At 32.0% G+C, this 18743-nt stretch carries 20 protein-coding genes and 1 rRNA gene; 16 read left to right on the plus strand and 5 right to left on the minus strand.

What is annotated here, in order from left to right:
- The first annotated feature begins 298 nt into the window (after positions 1-298).
- From rrf to B4J88_RS12615, 3 genes are all read left to right on the plus strand, one after another.
- A 5S ribosomal RNA gene (gene rrf, locus B4J88_RS12605) occupies positions 299-407 on the plus strand.
- Between the two features lie 572 nt (positions 408-979).
- On the plus strand, positions 980-1516 hold the full coding sequence (locus B4J88_RS12610; protein WP_291067781.1) for an RNA polymerase sigma factor: 537 nt from the start codon (positions 980-982) through the stop codon (positions 1514-1516).
- 24 nt (positions 1517-1540) lie between these two features.
- Positions 1541-1957, plus strand: coding sequence for a hypothetical protein (locus B4J88_RS12615; RefSeq protein WP_125350307.1), 417 nt, complete (start codon positions 1541-1543; stop codon positions 1955-1957).
- 6 nt (positions 1958-1963) lie between these two features.
- Here the strand turns inward: B4J88_RS12615 and B4J88_RS12620 are convergent, their stop codons facing one another.
- The 3 genes from B4J88_RS12620 to mnmD all read right to left on the minus strand — a co-directional run bounded on the left by B4J88_RS12620 (position 1964) and on the right by mnmD (position 3883).
- Positions 1964-2260 carry an ATP-dependent Clp protease adaptor ClpS gene (locus B4J88_RS12620; protein WP_180905936.1) on the minus strand — a complete coding sequence of 99 codons (297 nt, stop codon included), beginning with the start codon at positions 2258-2260 and terminating at the stop codon, positions 1964-1966.
- 6 nt (positions 2261-2266) lie between these two features.
- The gene (prmA, locus tag B4J88_RS12625; protein WP_038336885.1) at positions 2267-3094 is read right to left on the minus strand and encodes a 50S ribosomal protein L11 methyltransferase; all 828 of its coding nucleotides are present in this window, start codon (positions 3092-3094) and stop codon (positions 2267-2269) included.
- A 72-nt stretch (positions 3095-3166) separates the two neighbouring features.
- Entirely contained in the window at positions 3167-3883 is a 717-nt protein-coding gene (gene mnmD / locus B4J88_RS12630; protein ID WP_291067782.1) for a tRNA (5-methylaminomethyl-2-thiouridine)(34)-methyltransferase MnmD, read from the minus strand.
- An 80-nt stretch (positions 3884-3963) separates the two neighbouring features.
- Between mnmD and B4J88_RS12635 the strand changes: the two genes are divergently transcribed.
- From B4J88_RS12635 to B4J88_RS12645, 3 genes are all read left to right on the plus strand, one after another.
- Complete coding sequence (locus B4J88_RS12635) at positions 3964-5025, plus strand: branched-chain amino acid aminotransferase (RefSeq protein ID WP_280038161.1); 1062 nt, start codon at positions 3964-3966, stop codon at positions 5023-5025.
- Between the two features lie 105 nt (positions 5026-5130).
- Positions 5131-6153 (plus strand): DUF4407 domain-containing protein, encoded by a 1023-nt coding sequence (locus tag B4J88_RS12640; protein ID WP_125350303.1) that lies wholly within the window; start codon positions 5131-5133, stop codon positions 6151-6153.
- Between the two features lie 54 nt (positions 6154-6207).
- Complete coding sequence (locus B4J88_RS12645; RefSeq protein WP_125350302.1) at positions 6208-6636, plus strand: hypothetical protein; 429 nt, start codon at positions 6208-6210, stop codon at positions 6634-6636.
- A gap of 32 nt (positions 6637-6668) precedes the next feature.
- On the opposite strand, the gene folP is transcribed toward B4J88_RS12645, so the two are convergent.
- Positions 6669-7496 (minus strand): dihydropteroate synthase, encoded by an 828-nt coding sequence (gene folP, locus B4J88_RS12650; protein WP_038336877.1) that lies wholly within the window; start codon positions 7494-7496, stop codon positions 6669-6671.
- Positions 7497-7549: 53 nt separating this feature from the next.
- Between folP and B4J88_RS12655 the strand changes: the two genes are divergently transcribed.
- The 6 genes from B4J88_RS12655 to B4J88_RS12680 all read left to right on the plus strand — a co-directional run bounded on the left by B4J88_RS12655 (position 7550) and on the right by B4J88_RS12680 (position 13156).
- Positions 7550-8098, plus strand: coding sequence for a DUF1599 domain-containing protein (locus tag B4J88_RS12655; protein ID WP_038336876.1), 549 nt, complete (start codon positions 7550-7552; stop codon positions 8096-8098).
- Positions 8095-9216, plus strand: a complete 1122-nt coding sequence (locus B4J88_RS12660; RefSeq protein ID WP_038336875.1) for a BT_3928 family protein — start codon at positions 8095-8097, stop codon at positions 9214-9216. The genes B4J88_RS12655 and B4J88_RS12660 overlap by 4 nt, the downstream gene beginning before the upstream one ends.
- Positions 9217-9219: 3 nt before the next feature.
- Positions 9220-10302: an ABC transporter permease gene (locus B4J88_RS12665; protein ID WP_114999077.1), complete on the plus strand. Its 1083-nt coding sequence runs from the start codon at positions 9220-9222 to the stop codon at positions 10300-10302.
- Between the two features lie 76 nt (positions 10303-10378).
- Positions 10379-11137, plus strand: a complete 759-nt coding sequence (tpiA, locus tag B4J88_RS12670) for a triose-phosphate isomerase (RefSeq protein ID WP_114999079.1) — start codon at positions 10379-10381, stop codon at positions 11135-11137.
- A 219-nt stretch (positions 11138-11356) separates the two neighbouring features.
- Complete coding sequence (locus tag B4J88_RS12675) at positions 11357-12118, plus strand: hypothetical protein (protein WP_291067783.1); 762 nt, start codon at positions 11357-11359, stop codon at positions 12116-12118.
- Between the two features lie 123 nt (positions 12119-12241).
- Positions 12242-13156 (plus strand): helix-turn-helix transcriptional regulator, encoded by a 915-nt coding sequence (locus B4J88_RS12680; RefSeq protein ID WP_038336869.1) that lies wholly within the window; start codon positions 12242-12244, stop codon positions 13154-13156.
- Between the two features lie 34 nt (positions 13157-13190).
- Here B4J88_RS12680 and B4J88_RS12685 read toward each other — a convergent pair whose 3' ends face one another.
- Positions 13191-15332, minus strand: coding sequence for a type IA DNA topoisomerase (locus B4J88_RS12685; RefSeq protein ID WP_114999083.1), 2142 nt, complete (start codon positions 15330-15332; stop codon positions 13191-13193).
- 323 nt (positions 15333-15655) lie between these two features.
- On the opposite strand from B4J88_RS12685, the gene B4J88_RS12690 reads away from it, so the two are divergent.
- The 4 genes from B4J88_RS12690 to B4J88_RS12705 all read left to right on the plus strand — a co-directional run bounded on the left by B4J88_RS12690 (position 15656) and on the right by B4J88_RS12705 (position 18673).
- Positions 15656-16468, plus strand: coding sequence for a MotA/TolQ/ExbB proton channel family protein (locus tag B4J88_RS12690; protein WP_038336866.1), 813 nt, complete (start codon positions 15656-15658; stop codon positions 16466-16468).
- Between the two features lie 88 nt (positions 16469-16556).
- Positions 16557-17147: a biopolymer transporter ExbD gene (locus B4J88_RS12695; RefSeq protein WP_280037740.1), complete on the plus strand. Its 591-nt coding sequence runs from the start codon at positions 16557-16559 to the stop codon at positions 17145-17147.
- An 18-nt stretch (positions 17148-17165) separates the two neighbouring features.
- Positions 17166-17693, plus strand: coding sequence for an ExbD/TolR family protein (locus B4J88_RS12700; protein ID WP_038336863.1), 528 nt, complete (start codon positions 17166-17168; stop codon positions 17691-17693).
- A 32-nt stretch (positions 17694-17725) separates the two neighbouring features.
- Positions 17726-18673: a hypothetical protein gene (locus B4J88_RS12705; RefSeq protein ID WP_291067784.1), complete on the plus strand. Its 948-nt coding sequence runs from the start codon at positions 17726-17728 to the stop codon at positions 18671-18673.
- Positions 18674-18743: the final 70 nt, after the last annotated feature.

Genomic DNA, 18743 nt, shown 5'->3' on the forward strand with positions numbered 1-18743 from the left:
GTGGTTAGGCTAAAGATGTAAAGGCAGTGATGTCATAGTCGAGTAGTACTAATTACCCATAGACTATTTCTAAAAAAGTAGAACGAAACAAAGATAATGATAGTAATATCAAAAATAAAAAAGATTAAATACTAAGATTGATTTAATCGTCATAGAGAAGGTTAGTTAATCTTATTTGGATTAAGAAAGTAATACCAAAGATTGTGTGAAGGCTTTAGGCCTAAAGCTTTAAGCTTAATGCATAAAGCTATCTAATAATGTCAAAATATACTAGGAACTAAGACCTATACAAAAATATTAGGGTGACTATAGCTGCAGGGCTCACCTCTTCCCATTCCGAACAGAGAAGTTAAGCCTGCCTGCGCCGATGGTACTGTTACTTACGGGAGAGTAGGTCGTCGCCAGTTTTTATTAAAAGCCTCAAGTGAACAACTTGAGGCTTTTTTTGTGGGTATACTTTTTTGTAAAATGTACAAAGTAAAATGTAAGCTACCACATCTCCAGACTATGTTTTATAAAACAAGAAGCTTGCTTTCATCCAACAAGAGCTTCTAATTAGTCAACTAGAAGCTTCTTCTTGATAAAAAGGAAGCTTCCTTTTTGCAACTAACTCAGAACTTACAACCAGCGTTAGGGAGAGTAGTCTAAATCCTTTTGTAGAAATTGGATTTTCTTACTTGTAATAGAATTTTATTCTACAAAAGATTGCAACGGATAGCCCGACCGAGCGATTTACATTTCTTGTTATTGAATTATTAAGAGATAATTGAGGGAGATTGTATAAATACGAGGAATAGAGCGAGTGAATGCCCAAATAAATTTTTCAATAGAAATATACTTTTATTGATAGGTTCATACTTAAGTATATGTGGAATATGGATTTGATTTCATAAAAAAAATATAAAATATAAACTATGTTCAAAATTATTAGAAGTTTATCATTTGAAATTTAATAGCTTTACAGCTTAATATTACTTAATTGGATCAGAAAATATTAGATCACATTTTAGATAAGGATTGGGAACAGGCTTTTAAACTTCTTGTAAAAGATTATCATCAGAGAGTTTATTGGCAAATTCGTCGTATGGTTTTGATTCATGAAGACGCAGATGATATTGCTCAAAATGTTTTTATAAAAATCTATCAAAATTTGAATTCATTCAAAAATGAATCAAAATTATCGACATGGATTTTTAGGATTACTTTTAACGAAACCATCAATTTTATTCATAAAAATGCTAAAGAACAAAATGTTTCGTTTGAAGATTATTCGATGAATATTGCAGATGATTTATCTACGGATGAGTATTTTACAGGTGATGAAATTGAGTTGAAACTACAAAAAGCGATTGCAAGTTTGCCAGAAAAGCAGCGCGTAGTATTTATGATGAAATATTATGATGAAATGAAATATGAACAAATTTCTGAAATTTCAGGAACATCTGTTGGTGCGCTAAAGGCGTCTTATCATCATGCAGTTACAAAAATTAAAGAATTTTTAGAGGATGAAGATTAAACCTTTTTAACTTTTTTTTGTCTTATGAATGATATGAAAGAAAATGGATTAAAAAATAATTTTAAGGTTCCAGAGAATTATTTTAAGAATTTAGAAGATGAAATTTATTTTAAAAGCTTAAAACAAAAGGAAAATTATACAACCCCTACTAATTATTTTGACGATTTAGAACAGTCAATTTTATCGAAAACTATTGATAAAAAAGAAACAAAAGTTGTACATTTCAATATTTGGTGGGCTGCTGCTTGTATATTGCTATTAGCATTGGTTGTAACTCCTTTTGTGATTAATTCTACAGAAAAATCTACAGAAGTTGTGGATACAAAAACAGAAAATCATGTTTACGAGAAGATCTATGATTCGTATATAGTGAGTGATCAAAACAAAAAATCGTCCAATGTAACATTAGACGATTCTGATTTTGCTTTATATGATTATTAAGAAATTCTAAATAATTTCTGCACTTAAACCTCGGTTCAATAATTCTGTGCATCGAGGTTTTAAATCTTCTAATTCACCCGTCAAGACTTCGCATTTACCTTTGTAGTGAATCAAAATAGAACATTGTTCCGCTTGCTCTGGCGTGTGTTCACAAACATCAATCAACGATTCGATTACCCAATCAAAAGTATTCACATCATCATTGTAAACAATAATTTGATATTTGTGTGATTCCTGTTCCAATACATCAACAGCCGAATCTTTTTCCGTTTCCCACATGGGTTGCGTTGCGTATTTTGTCATATCATTTTATTTTTTGAAATGTAGCGCAATCCACTCATTTCGTTGTTTTTTAGATACAAATTTCAAACCATTTTCTGTACAAAAAGCTAAGATATCATCAAAATCTTGCTCCATCAATCCACTTAAAAATAAATCACCATTTTCATTCAAAACATTGATGTAAGAAGGAATTTGACTGATTAAAATATTTTTGTTGATATTCGCTAAAATAATGTCAAACTGTTTGCTTCCCAAAAGTGAATTATCACCCATTTTCGCATCTAAACTAACACCATTTCGTTTTCCATTTTCGATAGAATTTTCCACAGCCCACTCGTCAATATCGATACATTCTGCATAATTTGCACCACGTTTCATTCCTAAAATTGCAAGAATTGACGTTCCACAGCCCATGTCCAAAATATCTTTTCCTGTAAATTCAGTTTCCAAGATATATTCTACCATCAAATGTGTTGTAGAGTGATGTCCAGTCCCAAAAGACATTTTTGGTTGAATGATAATTTCGTACGGAATATTTTCAACTGTTTCGTGAAATTCTGCACGAATCAAACATTGGTCATTCACTAAAATTGGCGTGAAATTTTCTTCCCAAGTTGCATTCCAATTTTGTTGTTCAATTTCTTGACGCGTATAAGAAAAATCAATATTCTCGATAGAATCAATCACTTCTTTTACTTGGTCAATATTTTCGTCAGTTTTTGGCATGTAAGCATCAAAACCTTCTTCGTTTTCAACAAAACTTTCAAAGGGTAGTTCAGAAATCATTGCAATAATAATTTCATTAAAAGGCTCTACTTCCGCAACTTTAAATTTATATTCGATATAATTTGTCATAAAAAAATGTAGAAAACATCAAATTGTTTTCAGCTGCAAATTTACGATTTTTATAATTAATGATAAAGCAGATTATTTGACAAATGGAAAGTCTTTCAAACCAACCATCATTTCACGTTTTCCTGGAGGTCCAGGACGTTTTTGTACAATATAGTCCAAATCTTTCAATCCTCTTTTTATGGTTCCTTTCGCTGCATAAGTAGTAAAAATGGCAGATTTTTTAGTTAAAGAATCAACAATTTCTAACAATTCTTTTTCCCATAATTCTGGTTGAACACGAGAACCAAATGCATCAAAATAAACCAAATCAAAATTATTTTCGTTGATGTTTTTCAGATTGAAAAAATCTTCTTCTACTTTTTTAATTTCAAAATAGGGAGAAATTTTATGCCAATTTTCCCAATTCGAATGAAATAATTGTTGATAATAATCTAAAAATTCTTCTTTTCGATGTTCAAATTCCGGATAAAGTTTGAAAACATTTTCAAAATAATTCACCAATTCAAATTCTTCATCAGAAACTGGAAATTTTTCAATTCCAACATATTGCACTGGAGTTTTATGTTTTTCAGCTTCCATCAAAGTAATGAAAGAATTAAGTCCCGTACCTAATCCAATTTCTATAATTTTTATAGGATTTTTTGTTTCTGTAAAATGATGAAATCCATTTTTTATAAATACATGAAAAGCCTCTTGTACAGCGCCATGCTTAGAATGATAAGATTCATCCCAATCTTCAATATAGATAGTTTTAGATCCATCTTCCGTTTCTTGAATAATTCTTTTCATCGTCGAAAGTTATGATATTTATTATGAAAAAGTGCAAATAAAATGTACCTTTGATAAGCACAAACAAAATATATCATAAAATGATTATAGAAAAAATTGCTGAATCAAAATTTAACGATTCAGTTTTTAACTCTACTACTTTTGGGAAAGAGTTTACAGATCACATGTTGATCGCGCATTACAAAGATGGTAAATGGGATGAGCCAAAAATTGTTCCTTACGGACCAATTTCAATGACTCCAGCAGCGATGTCTTTCCATTATGGTCAAACAATTTTTGAAGGAATGAAAGCCTACAAAAATGATAACGAAGAAGTATTTATTTTCCGTCCAGAGAAAAACTTCGAGCGTTTTAATTTATCTGCGGCACGTCTTAATATGCCTCAAATTCCGAAAGAAATTTTTATTGATGGTTTAGAAGCGATTATTGATATCGATCGTCAATGGGTACCAAAAGATTACGGAACGTCATTATATATTCGTCCAGTAATGTTCGCAACAGAAGAAGCGGTTTCTGCAAGAGCATCTAACGAATATATTTTTGCAATTTTATTAGCTTATGCTCCTAATTATTACGACAAACCTTTATCAGTAAAAATTGCTGATTATTATAGTCGTTCAGCTCAGGGAGGTGTTGGTTTTGCAAAATGTGGAGGAAACTACGCAGGATCTTTCTTTCCAACTTCTGAAGCTCAAAAAGATGGTTATGATCAAGTAATTTGGACAGATTCTATCGAGCATAAATACATTGAAGAAGCAGGAACAATGAATGTGATGGTACGTATCGGAAATAAAATTTTAACAGCGCCAACGTCTGAGCGTATTTTGAACGGAGTAACACGTGATTCTGTTTTAACTTTAGCAAAAGATAGTGGATATGAAGTAGAAGTACGTCCTGTAGAAGTACAAGAATTGTATGATGCTTACAAATCAGGAGAATTAAAAGAAGTATTTGGATGTGGAACTGCTGTTGTAATTACACAATACGATGCAGTTGGATTTGGTGAAGAGCGTGCTCAATTACCAACTTTAGCTGAAGAAGATTCTTTTGCATTACAATTGAAAAAGAAATTAAAAGATATTCAATACGGATTAGCAGAAGATCCTTATGGATGGAGAATTAAAATCGAAAAACAAGCTTAATTTTGTTTAAGTAAATTTTTTGAAAATATAAGCTGACAATTTGATTGTCAGCTTTTTTTGGCACGATATTTAATAATATGTTATACAAAGTACTATATTTGCAAAATGAATGGACTACAGAAATTTTTAATCATCTGTTCAGGGAGTAGTCTTGAACTCTTGAAAAAAACACCAACAGATATCAACAAACATGTTGGTATTGGAGGTGTCATATTATTTACAGGAATTTTGGCGGCTTTGTCTGCTGGATATGCGCTGAATACTGTTTTTGATAATATATATGCAGCAACAGGTTTTGGTTTGTTGTGGGGATTAATGATTTTTAATCTTGACCGATATATTGTCACATCAATGAAAAAGTCAGGTGGATTTTTTCGTCAGTTTTTTATTGCTTTGCCACGTATTTTGGTTGCAATTTTATTAGGTATTGTGATTTCGAAACCGTTAGAATTAAAAATTTTCGAGAAAGAAATTAACAAGCAATTAAATATTATTGTCAATCGAAATAAAACGGAATTACAAAAAGGAATTGATGCGCGTTATGCTGAATTGGGAACGCCTTTTTCGAATGAACGAAAAGAAATTTATGCAGAAATTGATAAATTAAGAAACGAGTATAATTCTGCTTCTATCGAATTGGAAAAAGAAGTTGTGGGTACACAAACTGAAACAACAACTGGACGCGAAGGTTATGGACCAAATGCAAAACGAAAAGCAGAATTGAAAAAACAAAAAGCTGCCGAAATCGAAACTTATATTCAACAATCTGCGCCTCGTTTAGCTGAAATTAATAAAGAATTAGATCGATTGAATGTTGCAAAAGAAAAAGAAATTGATGCGGCTAAACCAACCGAAGAGAATTACAATGGTTTTGCTGCACGTATGCAGGCTTTAGACGAATTGTCAGTTAATAATCCAATTTTAGGGACTGCAGCTATTTTTATAGCTCTTGTGTTTATCTCGTTAGAAACTGCGCCAGTTTTAGTGAAATTAATTGCACCAAAAGGACCTTATGATTTTCTCTTAGAAAAACATGAACATTCGTTCAAGATTTTTAGCAAAGAATCGATTCAGGTTATGGATATCAAATCTGAAAAACGTGTGAAACATGAGTTAGAAAAAGTATAAAATTGTAAAAAAGTAACTTCCGTTTGAAGTTACTTTTTTAATTTTGTAATAGATATGGAAACTTATAAAATAGAAATTTACGGAGAAGACGAAAACCAAATTCAACGAATGGAAGAGGTGATTGCTCCAATAAAAGATATACAGGATTATTTTTGGAAAATTCTTTGGGTTGATGGTGAAAGTGAAACGGACGAATATTCGGTTTTCGAATTGCAAGAAGTGATTGATCAACAAGACGGAATTTTTGTGGAATATGATCAGTTAGAAAGTTTGTGTTATAAAATGGAACATGTAACGGAGGCGTTGATTATTGGAGATAGAAAAGAAAATAATTTGCATGTAAATATTGAGGATGAAAATTTATACGACAACGAAGTTGTGTTTGAATTTGTGAAAGATTCACATTGGCAAATTTTGACTTCGGATATCAATATTGTTGATACGTTCAAAGTTTTCTTTCCAAATAGTAAAATCATTGATTAAAAATAAAAGCCACTTTTTAGTGGCTTTCTTATTTATTTTTGATTCAATTTTTGGAAAATTTGTAAGGTTTCTTTTGCTTCTCTTACATCGTGCACACGCAAAATTTTTGCACCTTTTTGTAACGCAACCATATTCAGGACAGAAGTTCCGTTTAAAGCTTCTTGCGGAGTTGTTTCGAATAAATTATAAATCATCGATTTTCTCGAAATTCCGATCAGCAAAGGAAAACCTTCAAAACCTAAAGCTTCCATTTTATTGAATAATTCATAATTATGATCCAATGTTTTTGCAAAACCAAAACCAGGATCTAAAATAATATCATTCACTTTTGCAGCTTTTAATTGCGCAATTTTTTTGGAAAAATATTCGTTTACTTCCAGCGTAATATCTGCATATTCAGGATTATTTTGCATTGTTTTTGGCGTTCCTTTCATATGCATTAAAATGTATGGAACTCGAAGTTCTTTGATTGCATCAAACATATTTTCGTCTAACTCCCAACCCGAAACATCATTTATAATAGAAGCACCAACTTTTACAGCTTCACGTGCAACATTTCCTCGAAAAGTATCAATCGAAATAATCAATTCTGGATATTCTTCAATAATTTTTTCGATAATTGGTGCAGTTCTATCAATTTCTTCCTGCTCCGAAATATTTTCTGCTCCAGGTTTTGTCGAATAACCACCAACATCAATCATATCGGCACCTTCGGACAAGTGTTTTTCAACTTTTTCTAAAATCAAATTCATCGATTGATTACTGCCACCATCGTAAAAAGAGTTTGGCGTTGTATTCAAAATTCCCATAATTTTAGGCTCGTTCAAATCAATCAAACGACCATTACAATTAATTGTCATATCTTAGAAGTTCTTTAAGCAATTTCAATTATTTTTGAAATCGAAACGAAATTATGAAAAATACCTCAATTCAATTTAAAGAAATCATCTCTGTTTGTCGAGATTTATATACAAAAAAATTACAAGATTACGGTCCAGCTTGGCGTGTACTGCGTTTGCCGTCTTTAACAGATCAAATTTTTATCAAGGTAAACCGTATTCGTACGTTGCAAGAAGCAGCGGAGCGTTTGGTTGATGAAGACGAAGAAGGAGAATTTGTGGCAATCGTTAATTATTCGATTATGGCATTGATTCAGTTGGAACTTGGTTTTGCAGATCAGCCAGATTTGACAGACGAACAAGCTATCGAATTTTATGATAAATATGCAACAATTGCGCACGATTTGATGATGAAAAAAAATCATGATTACGGTGAAGCTTGGAGAGATATGCGTGTAAGTTCGATCACAGATTTAATTTATCAGAAAGTTTTGCGCACAAAAAGTATCGAAGATAATAAAGGAAAAACAATTGTGTCTGAAGGTTTAGATGCAAATTATTTGGATATGATTAATTATTCGATTTTCGCAATGATTTTAATTAACGAAAAGAAAGCTTCATGAGGTATTTAGTTCAATTTGCCCGAATTATAGTTGGAGTTATTTTTATAATTTCTGGATTTGTAAAAAATGTAGATCCAATTGGGTTAAGTTTCAAATTAGAAGAATATTTTTCGCCAACAGTTCTTAACATTCCATTTTTAGAAGGTTTGAGTTTGCCTTTGGCAACTTTCTTTTCACTTTTTGAAATAGTTTTAGGCGTTTTATTATTGCTTGGCGTTTGGAAAAGATTTACAACAATAGCTTTATTGTTAACGATTATTTTCTTTACATTTTTGACATTTTATTCAGCTTATTTCAATAAAGTAACCGATTGTGGATGTTTTGGTGATGCGCTAAAATTAGAACCTTGGACATCATTTTACAAAGATGTTGTGCTTTTGATGTTGATAATTGTTTTAGTGATTGGTCAAAAATATATCAAACCATTATTCGTCGAAAAAGCGAATTATGCGATTAATTTTATTACAATTTTAGGTTCTGCAATTATTGCTTATATTGGAATTAATCATTTACCAATCATTGATTTTAGACCTTATGCAGTTGGCAAAAATTTGATTGAAGGAATGAAGTCTCCGCAAGAATTAGGTTTGAAACCAACAACGTATAAAACGATTTACACCATGAAAAATAGTGTAGATGGAAAGGTTGTAGAAATTGATGATGCACAATATATTGCGGATGATAAGTGGTACAAACATGGAACACCTTGGGTAATTGAAGCGGATAAAACGCGTACAATTGTAGAGAAAAAAGGTTACGAACCACCAATTCACGATTTTAATTTTGATTGCAATGGTGTTGATAAAACTTCTGAAATTTTAAATGCCTCGAAAGCGATTGTTTTTGTCATTCCTTTTGTTGAAAAGGTAAATGAGGAACAAATTGCGAAATTAAATACTTTAGGAAAGGAAGCGAAAGCAAAAGGTTTTGTTGTGTCAGCGGTTTCGAACAATCCAATTAAAGGTTTAGAATTAGAGAATTGTTTCATGGATCAAACAACGATGAAAACAATTATTCGTTCAAATCCTGGTGTGATGATTTTAGAAAAAGGAACGGTAAAAGCGAAATATCATGACAACGATTTTCCATCAATTAATCGATTAGAAGAATTATTTTAAAAAGTGATTAATTATATTTTAAATAAAATTTTCTACGGATTTCTAACGCTTTTTGGTGTTGTGACTGTAGTTTTTCTATTGTTTTCTGTTCTTCCTGGAGATCCTGCGCGTATGATGCTTGATCAAAAAGAAGATCCTGAACAATTGGCTCAAATTAGAAAAAACTTAGGTTTAGATCAACCTTTATGGAAACAATATGCTTTTTATATAAATGATTTATCGCCGATTTCATTTCATAATATAGACGAAAACAATACAACATATACTTCATTAAGTTCTGATAAATACAATTACACAAAATTGATGGATTTCGGAACAAATGAAATGGTTTTGAAAACGCCTTATTTACGTGAATCTTTTCAAAAACAAGGAAAAAGCGTCAGTACAATTATTGGCGAAACTTTACCAAATACAATGGTTTTGGCAATTGCAGCCATCATTATTGCAACGATAATTGGTGTTGCGTTGGGAATTGTTTCTGCTTTGATGAAAGATACATGGATTGACAGAGTTTTGTTGGTAGTAACAAGCTTTGGTATGAGTATTCCGTCTTTCTTTTCGGCGATTATCATTGCCTATATTTTTGCGTTTTTGATGCATGATATTACAGGACTGAATATGATTGGAAGTCTCTATGAAGTGGATGATTTGGGAGAAGGAAAACATTTGATGTTGAAAAATCTTATTCTTCCAGCGATTACATTAGGATCTCGTCCGTTAGCCGTTTTTACGCAATTAACACGAAATTCGTTGTTAGAAGTTTTGAACCAAGATTATATTCGAACAGCTTTTGCAAAAGGACTTTCAAGAAAAACGGTGATTACAAAACATGCATTACGAAATGCGCTGAATCCTGTTGTTACAGCAATTTCTGGTTGGTTCGCTTCGATGTTGGCAGGTTCTGTTTTTGTGGAATTTGTTTTTGGTTGGAATGGTTTAGGAAAAGAAATCGTAAATGCATTAAATACATTAGATTTACCAATTGTGATGGGAGCTGTTTTAGTGATTGCTGTGATGTTTATTGTGATTAATATTTTGGTCGATATTCTTTACGGAATTTTAGATCCGCGCGTTCGCATAAAATAAATCAGTAATAATTTCACGATAAATAATTATCTTGCAGTAAATATTAAAACCAAAATCAAATAAAATACACTTTTTTATGCGTGATAGAATAGTAGCAGGAAACTGGAAAATGAACTTAAATTATGAAGAAGCGATTCATTTAGCAACAAACCTTAATGCTTGGGTGGCAGATAATCATCCAATTGCACAAGTTATAATTGCGCCTTCTTCTATTTATTTACAAACATTGTTAGAAGCTGTAGATGAGCAATATGTTAAGATTTCTTCGCAAGATATTTCTGCTCACGAAAAAGGAGCGTATACAGGAGATATTTCTGCAGAACAATTGGATAGTATCGGATTAGATTTCGCTATAATTGGACATTCTGAGCGTAGAGAATACCAAGGAGAAACGGATATTGTGATTGCTGAAAAATTGAAACAAGCTTTTAAATATCAAATTAATCCAATTCTTTGTGTTGGAGAAAAATTAGAAGAACGTGAAGCTGATAAACACTTTGAGGTTGTAAAAACTCAATTAATGGATGCTTTAGTTGCACAAAAACCAGAAGATCTTTCTCGTTTGATTATTGCTTACGAACCAGTTTGGGCAATTGGAACAGGAAAAACAGCTACACCAGAGCAAGCGCAAGAAATTCATGCATTTATTCGTAAAGTTTTGAAGGATGAATTTGGCGTAGAAGTCGCGAATGATACAAGTATTTTGTACGGAGGAAGTGTAAATGCACAGAATGCGAACGAAATTTTTGCTCAACCAGATATCGACGGTGGTCTTGTTGGTGGTGCTTCATTAAAATATGATGATTTTGTGCAGATAATTGCTGCATGTAAATAATATAAAAGCTCAACTTAGTTGAGCTTTTTTTATGTTTTATATTTTCTAAATTTTGAAAAATGATAAATTTAACTCCTCTGAATCCCTTATAAAATCAGTCAATTAAGAAAACTATAACATTTATTAGGATTAATTAAGAGTTTTCGGAACAGTGTCTGCAAAGCTTATTCATGTACTAACTATTTAAAAAGTATCATTTTTAAACAAAACACATTTATTATGAAAAAATTGACGCAAGTATTAGGAATCGTAGCAATAGGGTTAGTTTCTTTCTCTTTTACTACAAAAAATGAAATAAAAGTTCCTACAACAGAAATTACAAATAAAGTTGTAGAAGATGCTCCAAAAGTTGTTATTTTAGATATTGTAGATAATATCGCTGTAGAATCAGGAACAAATATCGCATCAGAATTTAAAACAAAGTTAGAATCTTTGAATAAAGAAAATGTTCAGGTTCTTTTATGGAAAGATTTAACGAAAGGATTAAAAGATGAAGAGAAAAGATCAATCATCGATAGTTTAAAACCTGAGTTAATCATGACATTAAATTTTGAAAAAACTGATGATAATACAAATAAAGTTGCCGCAGTTGTTTTTAAACAAAATGTTGCATTTAACGAAACAGTTAAAGTAGCAAAAGAGTTAACAGAAAACTTAAATTCAACAGCTGTTAAAAATGACGGAGTTTATCAAAACGAATCAAATTATATTCAAGATAATGCTGCACCATCAATTTTCTTAAGCGTAAAAGTGAAGAATGAACCAACTTCTAACGCAGAAATTGTTGATAAACTTTCTAATTTCATCGAAACAGCGAAAGTTGAAGATAGCACAACTCCAGTTGAAATAACATCAGAAGTAGTAGTAGATTCAGCGGCAGCTACGGTAGACTCAGCTACAACAACAATAGAAGCGGCGGTACAAGATGTAAAAGCAGCTACGAAAGATGCAAAAACAAAAGTAAAAAAATCTAAAAAATAGAATCCGTTTTTTCGAATATTTCATTTTTATTAATGAAGAAAAAGTAACATTTTGTAATGAAATGTTACTTTTTTTTGTTTTTAATTACAGATAACTTAAGTTTGCTCAAACACTTCCAATTCAATGTCAAAACAAGGTTATATCGCGCGTTATTTCAATATTGTTCGTAAATTATCACAACAAAAATATTGTTCTTATGAAGATTTAGAGCGTTTTTTGGAAAGAGAATTTGAAATGCTTCAACTTAATGATGATACATTAGAGTTTAATTTCTCTAAACGTACATTACAGCGCGATATTCAAGAAATCAGAAATATATTGGGAATTGATATAATGTATAGTCGCAGTCAGCGTGGATATTATATTATTCAAGACGATTATAGCTCTGATTTATTTCTGAAAACTTTAGAAGAAATTAATAGTTTTTCTGCTTTGAAATTGACAAATTCGCTCGAATCGATTGTGTATTTGGAAAAAAGAAAACCAAAACGCGCCGAATTTTTACCAGATATTGTACAAGCAATTCAAGGAAAAAAGAAAATTGAATTTCATTATCAAAAATTTGGAGAGGAAAAAGAAACGATTCGTAAAGTTTCTCCAATTGCAATTAGAGAGCACAATAACCGATGGTATTTGATTGCGGATGATAAAGGAATTGTCAAAAATTTTGGTTTGGAACGAATGAATAAAGTTTTGATTCTTAGAGATAAAATTGATGATAATATCGAGTTTAATTACAATGATAAGTACAAATATTCGTTCGGGATTATTGTTCCAAGTTCAGAAAAACCAGAAAAAATAGTGCTTTCTGTGACCAAAAAACAAGCGGCCTATTTAGAATCTTTGCCTTTGCACGAATCCCAACAAATTTTAGAAACTAAAAACGATGAAGTTTTAATTGGTTTAGAACTATTTTTGACCGAAGATTTTATCAGCGAAATTCTTTCTATGAGTCGTTCAGTTACAATTATCGAACCTAAAAAATTGAAAGAAAAAGTCAAAACAATTTTGAAAGAAACGTTAGAGAAATATAATTAGCGAGTTTCGAATTTCGAAACTCGCTTTATTTTTTTTACATTTCTTCAAATTCTAAATCGAAATTCATTCCTAAAATAGCTTTACCAGTAACTTTTTCTCCATTTTCAGGATTGATTAAGCCAGCCATTTTTCCAGTTTTTTGTTTGGTTAACAAATCCAAAATTTGTTTATCAGTTAATTTTTTACCCATAAACTCGAACGGAATTTTGAATCCACATGCTGCAAAGTTTGCACAACCATAAGCGGCTTTTCCTTTGACTAATTTATGTGTTTTACATTTTGGACAAGTTGCATCTTCCAGATTAATTTCTTCTTTCGGTTTACGTTCCTTTTTAGGTTTTTCAGCTATTTGAACTGAATTCTGATGAGAAGCGATTGGTCTGAAGTAACTATTTTTTACATCAAATGTTAGTTTCGAAACCATTTCAATCAATTCTTGCTTAAATTGTTCTAATTCGTATTCACCTTTTTCAATCAAACGAAGTTTTCGTTCCCAAACACCCGTCAATTCAGGAGATTTTAATAATTCATTTTGAATGGTATCAATCAAATCAATACCAGTTTGTGTGGCGATAATATTACGTTTTTTCTTTTCTATGTATTTTCTACGAAACAAGGTTTCGATAATATTTGCACGCGTAGAAGGTCGACCAATTCCATTTTCTTTCATCAATTCGCGCATTTCTTCATCATCCACTTGTCGTCCAGCAGTTTCCATTCCTCGTAATAGAGTCGCTTCTGTATAATGTTTTGGCGGAGTTGTTTTTCCTTTGTGAATAAATGGTTCGTGAGGACCTTTTTCACCAATCTCAAAAATCGGCATTATTTTTTCCTCATCTTTTTCGTCTTCCTTTTTATCTTTTGCATAGACTTCGCGCCAACCCATTTCGAGAATTTGTTTTCCCGTTGCTTTAAAATTTATAGCAGAAAGTTGACCGTCTTTTCCATTATTTTCAACTTTTCCTTCGACAGTTGTGTTGGCAACTTTACACTCTGGATAAAAAACAGCAATAAAACGTCGTGCAACCAAATCATAGATACGTTTTTCTTCGTTCGATAAACCTTGTGGAAAGATTTCTGTAGGAATAATAGCGTGGTGATCGGTTACTTTTGTATTATCAAAAACTGCTTTCGACATCGGAATTGGTTGTGCCATCAAAGGGGCAATCAAATTTTGATAAGCGGTTAATTTATTTAAAATTCCAGGAACTTTAGGGTGAATATCTTCCGAAAGATAAGTGGTATCAACACGAGGATAGGTCACAAATTTTTTCTCGTAAAGACTTTGTATATATTTTAAGGTATTTTCTGCCGAAAACGCATATTTTTTATTCGCTTCTACTTGTAAAGCAGTTAAATCGAATAGGCGAGGATTTTTTTCACGACCCTCTTTTACATCGAAATCAATGATTTCAAACTCTCGATTTTTGATGAAATCTAAACCTTGTTTGGCTTTTTCTTCAGATTTTAAACGAGGTATTGTCGCATTAAACTCTACTTCTTTGAAAATCGTTTTCAATTCCCAATATTCCTCAATAATAAACGCATTGATTTCTTTTTGACGCTGTACAATCATTGCTAATGTAGGTGTTTGCACACGACCAATAGAAAGAACTGTTTTTGGCGGCGCAAATTTTTTGGTAAATAATCGTGTAGCGTTCATTCCTAGTAACCAATCGCCAATTGCACGCGCTTGTCCTGCAGAAAAAAGATTGAAATATTTTTCTCCATCTTTCAAATTATCAAAACCTTCTTTAATTGCTTCTTCTGTCAACGAAGAAATCCATAAACGCTTCATTGGCGCTTTAGCACGCGCTTTAAGTAAAACCCAACGTTGTATCAATTCTCCTTCCTGTCCAGCATCGCCACAGTTTATAATCTCGTCGACTTGATCGTTCGTGACTAATTTTTCGATGATATGAAATTGTTTCGAGACACCTTTATCTGCAATTAATTTAATTCCGAAACTTTGCGGAATCATTGGCAAATAATTAAGATCCCAGCTTTTCCACTCAGGTGTATAATCTTGCGGTTCTTTTAATGTACACAAGTGTCCGAAAGTCCAAGTGACCTGAAATCCATTTCCTTCATAGTATCCATCGTGCTTTTGATTCGCACCAATTACTTTGGCGATATCTTTAGCAACACTAGGTTTTTCGGCAATACAAACTTTCATAGCATTTATAATTATTGAAGTGCAAAAGTCAAAATAATAATTTAATTCTTAAAAAAAAATATAAATATGTATAATTATTGAATAAATTTGCGATAGGTTATTTTTTGTGGAAAGGCTGATTTTAATAAAATTATACATTGTTTAATATTAGATATATTGTTTTGATTATTTTTTAATTGTCAAATCAGTAAAAAATTCTATTGATTTCAAGTAGATTGAAAATTTAATATGATAACAACGTAAAAAATTTAGAAGAATTAAAAAATTTTCACTTAATTTACACCCACATTAATAAAAATCATAATATTTAAAAGAATTAGTAAATGGAAAAGAATGTAACAGTACCAGCTAAAACTAAAAAGGGAGGTCTTAACCCTGTGATTACTATGATCATTTTAATTGCAATCGCAATGGGGATCTTCAAGTTTGTATTTGGAGCAGAAGGTAATTTCGAAGGAGGAGATGTAGAAAAAGGTAATCCTTTAAACTTTTTAGGAATTATTCATAAAGGAGGGGTGATTATTCCATTCTTAATGTCTTTCTTCTTTATGGTAATCGTTTTCTCAATTGACCGTGTTATCGCTTTAAACAAAGCAAAAGGAACTGGATCTGCTGAGAAGTTTGTAAATGACATTCGTGCTTTATTAAACAAAAATGAAGTTAACAAAGCAATCGAATTATGTGACAAACAAAAAGGAGCTGTAGGTAACGTAGTTAAAGAAGGTTTAACAACTTACAAAGCTTTAGAAAACGACACAACGTTAAACAAAGAGCAAAAATTAGCTCAATTAGGTAAAACGTTAGAAGAAGCGACTACATTAGAAATGCCAACATTAGAGAAAAACATGACTATTATCTCTACAATTGCTTCTGTAGGTACGTTAATTGCCTTAATGGGTACAGTAATCGGTATGATTAAAGCATTCTTCGCATTAGGTGAAGGAGGAGGATCTCCAGATGCAGCTCAATTATCAGTAGGTATTGCCGAAGCCTTAATTAATACAGGTATGGGTATTGGTGCTTCTGCATTCGCTATTATTATGTATGCTTTCTTAACTTCTAAAATTGATGATTTAACATTCAAAATTGACGAAGTAGGAATGAGTATCCAACAATCTTTCTCTGCTCACAATTAATATTCAATTGACGAAGCCTTAGAAGGATAGTATAAGGACAAAATCAAACAACAAACAATTTAGAATATTAATTAATAATACAGAGAAAATGGCAAGAGTAAAACCAAAAAGAAGAGGTCCTTCGATGGACTTAACAGCTATGTCTGACATGGCTTGGCTTTTGTTAACTTTCTTTATTTTGACATCTAACTTTAGAGAACCTGAAGTTGTTCCTGTCGTAACACCAACATCTGTTTCGAACCAAAAAATGGCTGCTGAAAACATGATGATCATTAAAATTGATGGTGAAGGTAAGTTCTTATTCGGATTAGAAGAAAAAGATCGTATTCCTACATTAGAAAGAATGGGTGATAAGTACGGAGTAAAGTTTACAGATGCTGAAAAGAATGCATTCAAAAGCATAGTAGAGTTTGGTGTACCAATGAAAGAGATGAGAAATTATTTGAATCAGTCTACTGATAAACAACAATCATATCATCCAGGTATTCCATTAGATACGATACCGAACAAAAATCAAGAATTAATTGATTGGGTATTTGAAGCAAAAGAAGTGAACCCAGATATTTTCTTGGCAATTAAAGGGGATCAAAAATCTGAATATATTCAATTCAAGAATTTGATTCAACAATTGCAAATGAAAAATATGAATAAGTTCCAGTTAATTACATCTCAAGAATAATTATTAAGAAATTAGAAAATGGCACAAATAGAAAGTCACGATGACGGTGGCGGAAAGAAAGTCCGTTCCAAAAAGAATTCGACGAAAGTCGATATGGCTCCTTTGGTTGATTTAGGTTTCTTATTAATTACTTTCTTTATGTTTGCGGCGACATCGATCAAACCAAATGTAATGAACTTGAATATGCCTCCAAAAATTGACAAATTAGATCCAACTGATAAACCAGAAATAAAATTGAATAATTCTATATCAATTTTAATTGGAAAGGATAATAAGTTATTTTGGCATCAACAAGATCAGGCAGGATTAAACGGAGGAACTCTAAATGAAACTGACTACTCTAAAATTCGTGATGTTATTACAGCAGCACAAGGTAGAGCAGATAAAGATAAGTTTACTGTAATTATCAAACCTATGGATGATGCTACGTATGATAATTTAGTAACTATCTTAGATGAAATGGAAATTACAAAGTCTACTCGTTACGGAATCGTACCTGTTGCACCTTTTGAACAAAAAGTGTTCGACGAAAAAGTAGGTAAATAATTAGTTTAATTGTTAAATTTAAAAGAATTAAAATGTCAGAAAATAACAACAAACTAAAATCCTTAGACGAGATTGTATTTGAAGGTAGAAATAAAGCGTATGGAGCTTATGACATGAGAATGACTGAGAAGAGTACATTATTGAAAGCTTTCATTCGTGGATTTATAGTAATTGCGATTTTAGCTTTTGGTCTTATTGCTTCTGCAACAGGTTTGTTTGAAAGTAAAAAGTCAGAAGACGTAGTCGTAGATGTTCAGCTTGAGGATTTGAATATTCCTGAGCCTCCAAAAGAGGAAGAAGTGGTTGAACCAGAGCCACCAAAGCCAGAGCCAGAACAAAGATATCAAGAAGAAACAGCTCAGGTTAGAGTGGTTATGCCAGAACCTAAAGCTCAGCCTAAAAAAGAAGAGCCTATTGTCGAAGTAAAGGAAATGGCCGATAAAGATTTAGGTTTAGTAGATAGAGAAGGGCCAAAATCAACAACACAAACTGGAGGTGCTAATGAAGTAAATACTAAAAAAGAAGCACCAAAGGATACACCAAGTACTCCTAATCCAGGGAAAGGTACAGAACCTGCAGCTCCATCTACAGTAACTGCTCGTACAGCGGCTGTAATGGCGGTATATCCTGGTTGTGAGAAAGATGCTGCAAAAGGTAAACAAGCTGCAACAGACTGTTTATCTAAAAAGTTATCACAAGATTTACAAGACGAGTTGCAAGATTTTGCGAATGACGCTGCTGGTCAAGGTTTATCTGGTGTAGTAGCTGCTAAACTTTCTTTCCAAATTGACACTGAAGGTAGAATCGTTGGAATTTCTCCAATGGGTGATGCTAAGTTAGGTCCTGAAGCTAAAAAAGCTTTAGAGCGTATTACACAACGTCAACAAAAAAGAGGGAAAACGATCAAACCTGCTCAAACAGAAGATGGTCGTGCTGCGAAGTTGAATTTCAACATTCCAGTTAAAATGCAAATTGAGTAAGACTTAATTTCATATATAAAAAAAGAGGCTAAAATTAATTAGCCTCTTTTTTTGTGTTTAATTTTTAGAA

Source organism: Empedobacter sp. UBA5036 (assembly GCF_002415215.1).
In the GTDB taxonomy this organism is placed as follows: Bacteria; Bacteroidota; Bacteroidia; order Flavobacteriales; family Weeksellaceae; genus Empedobacter; species Empedobacter falsenii_B.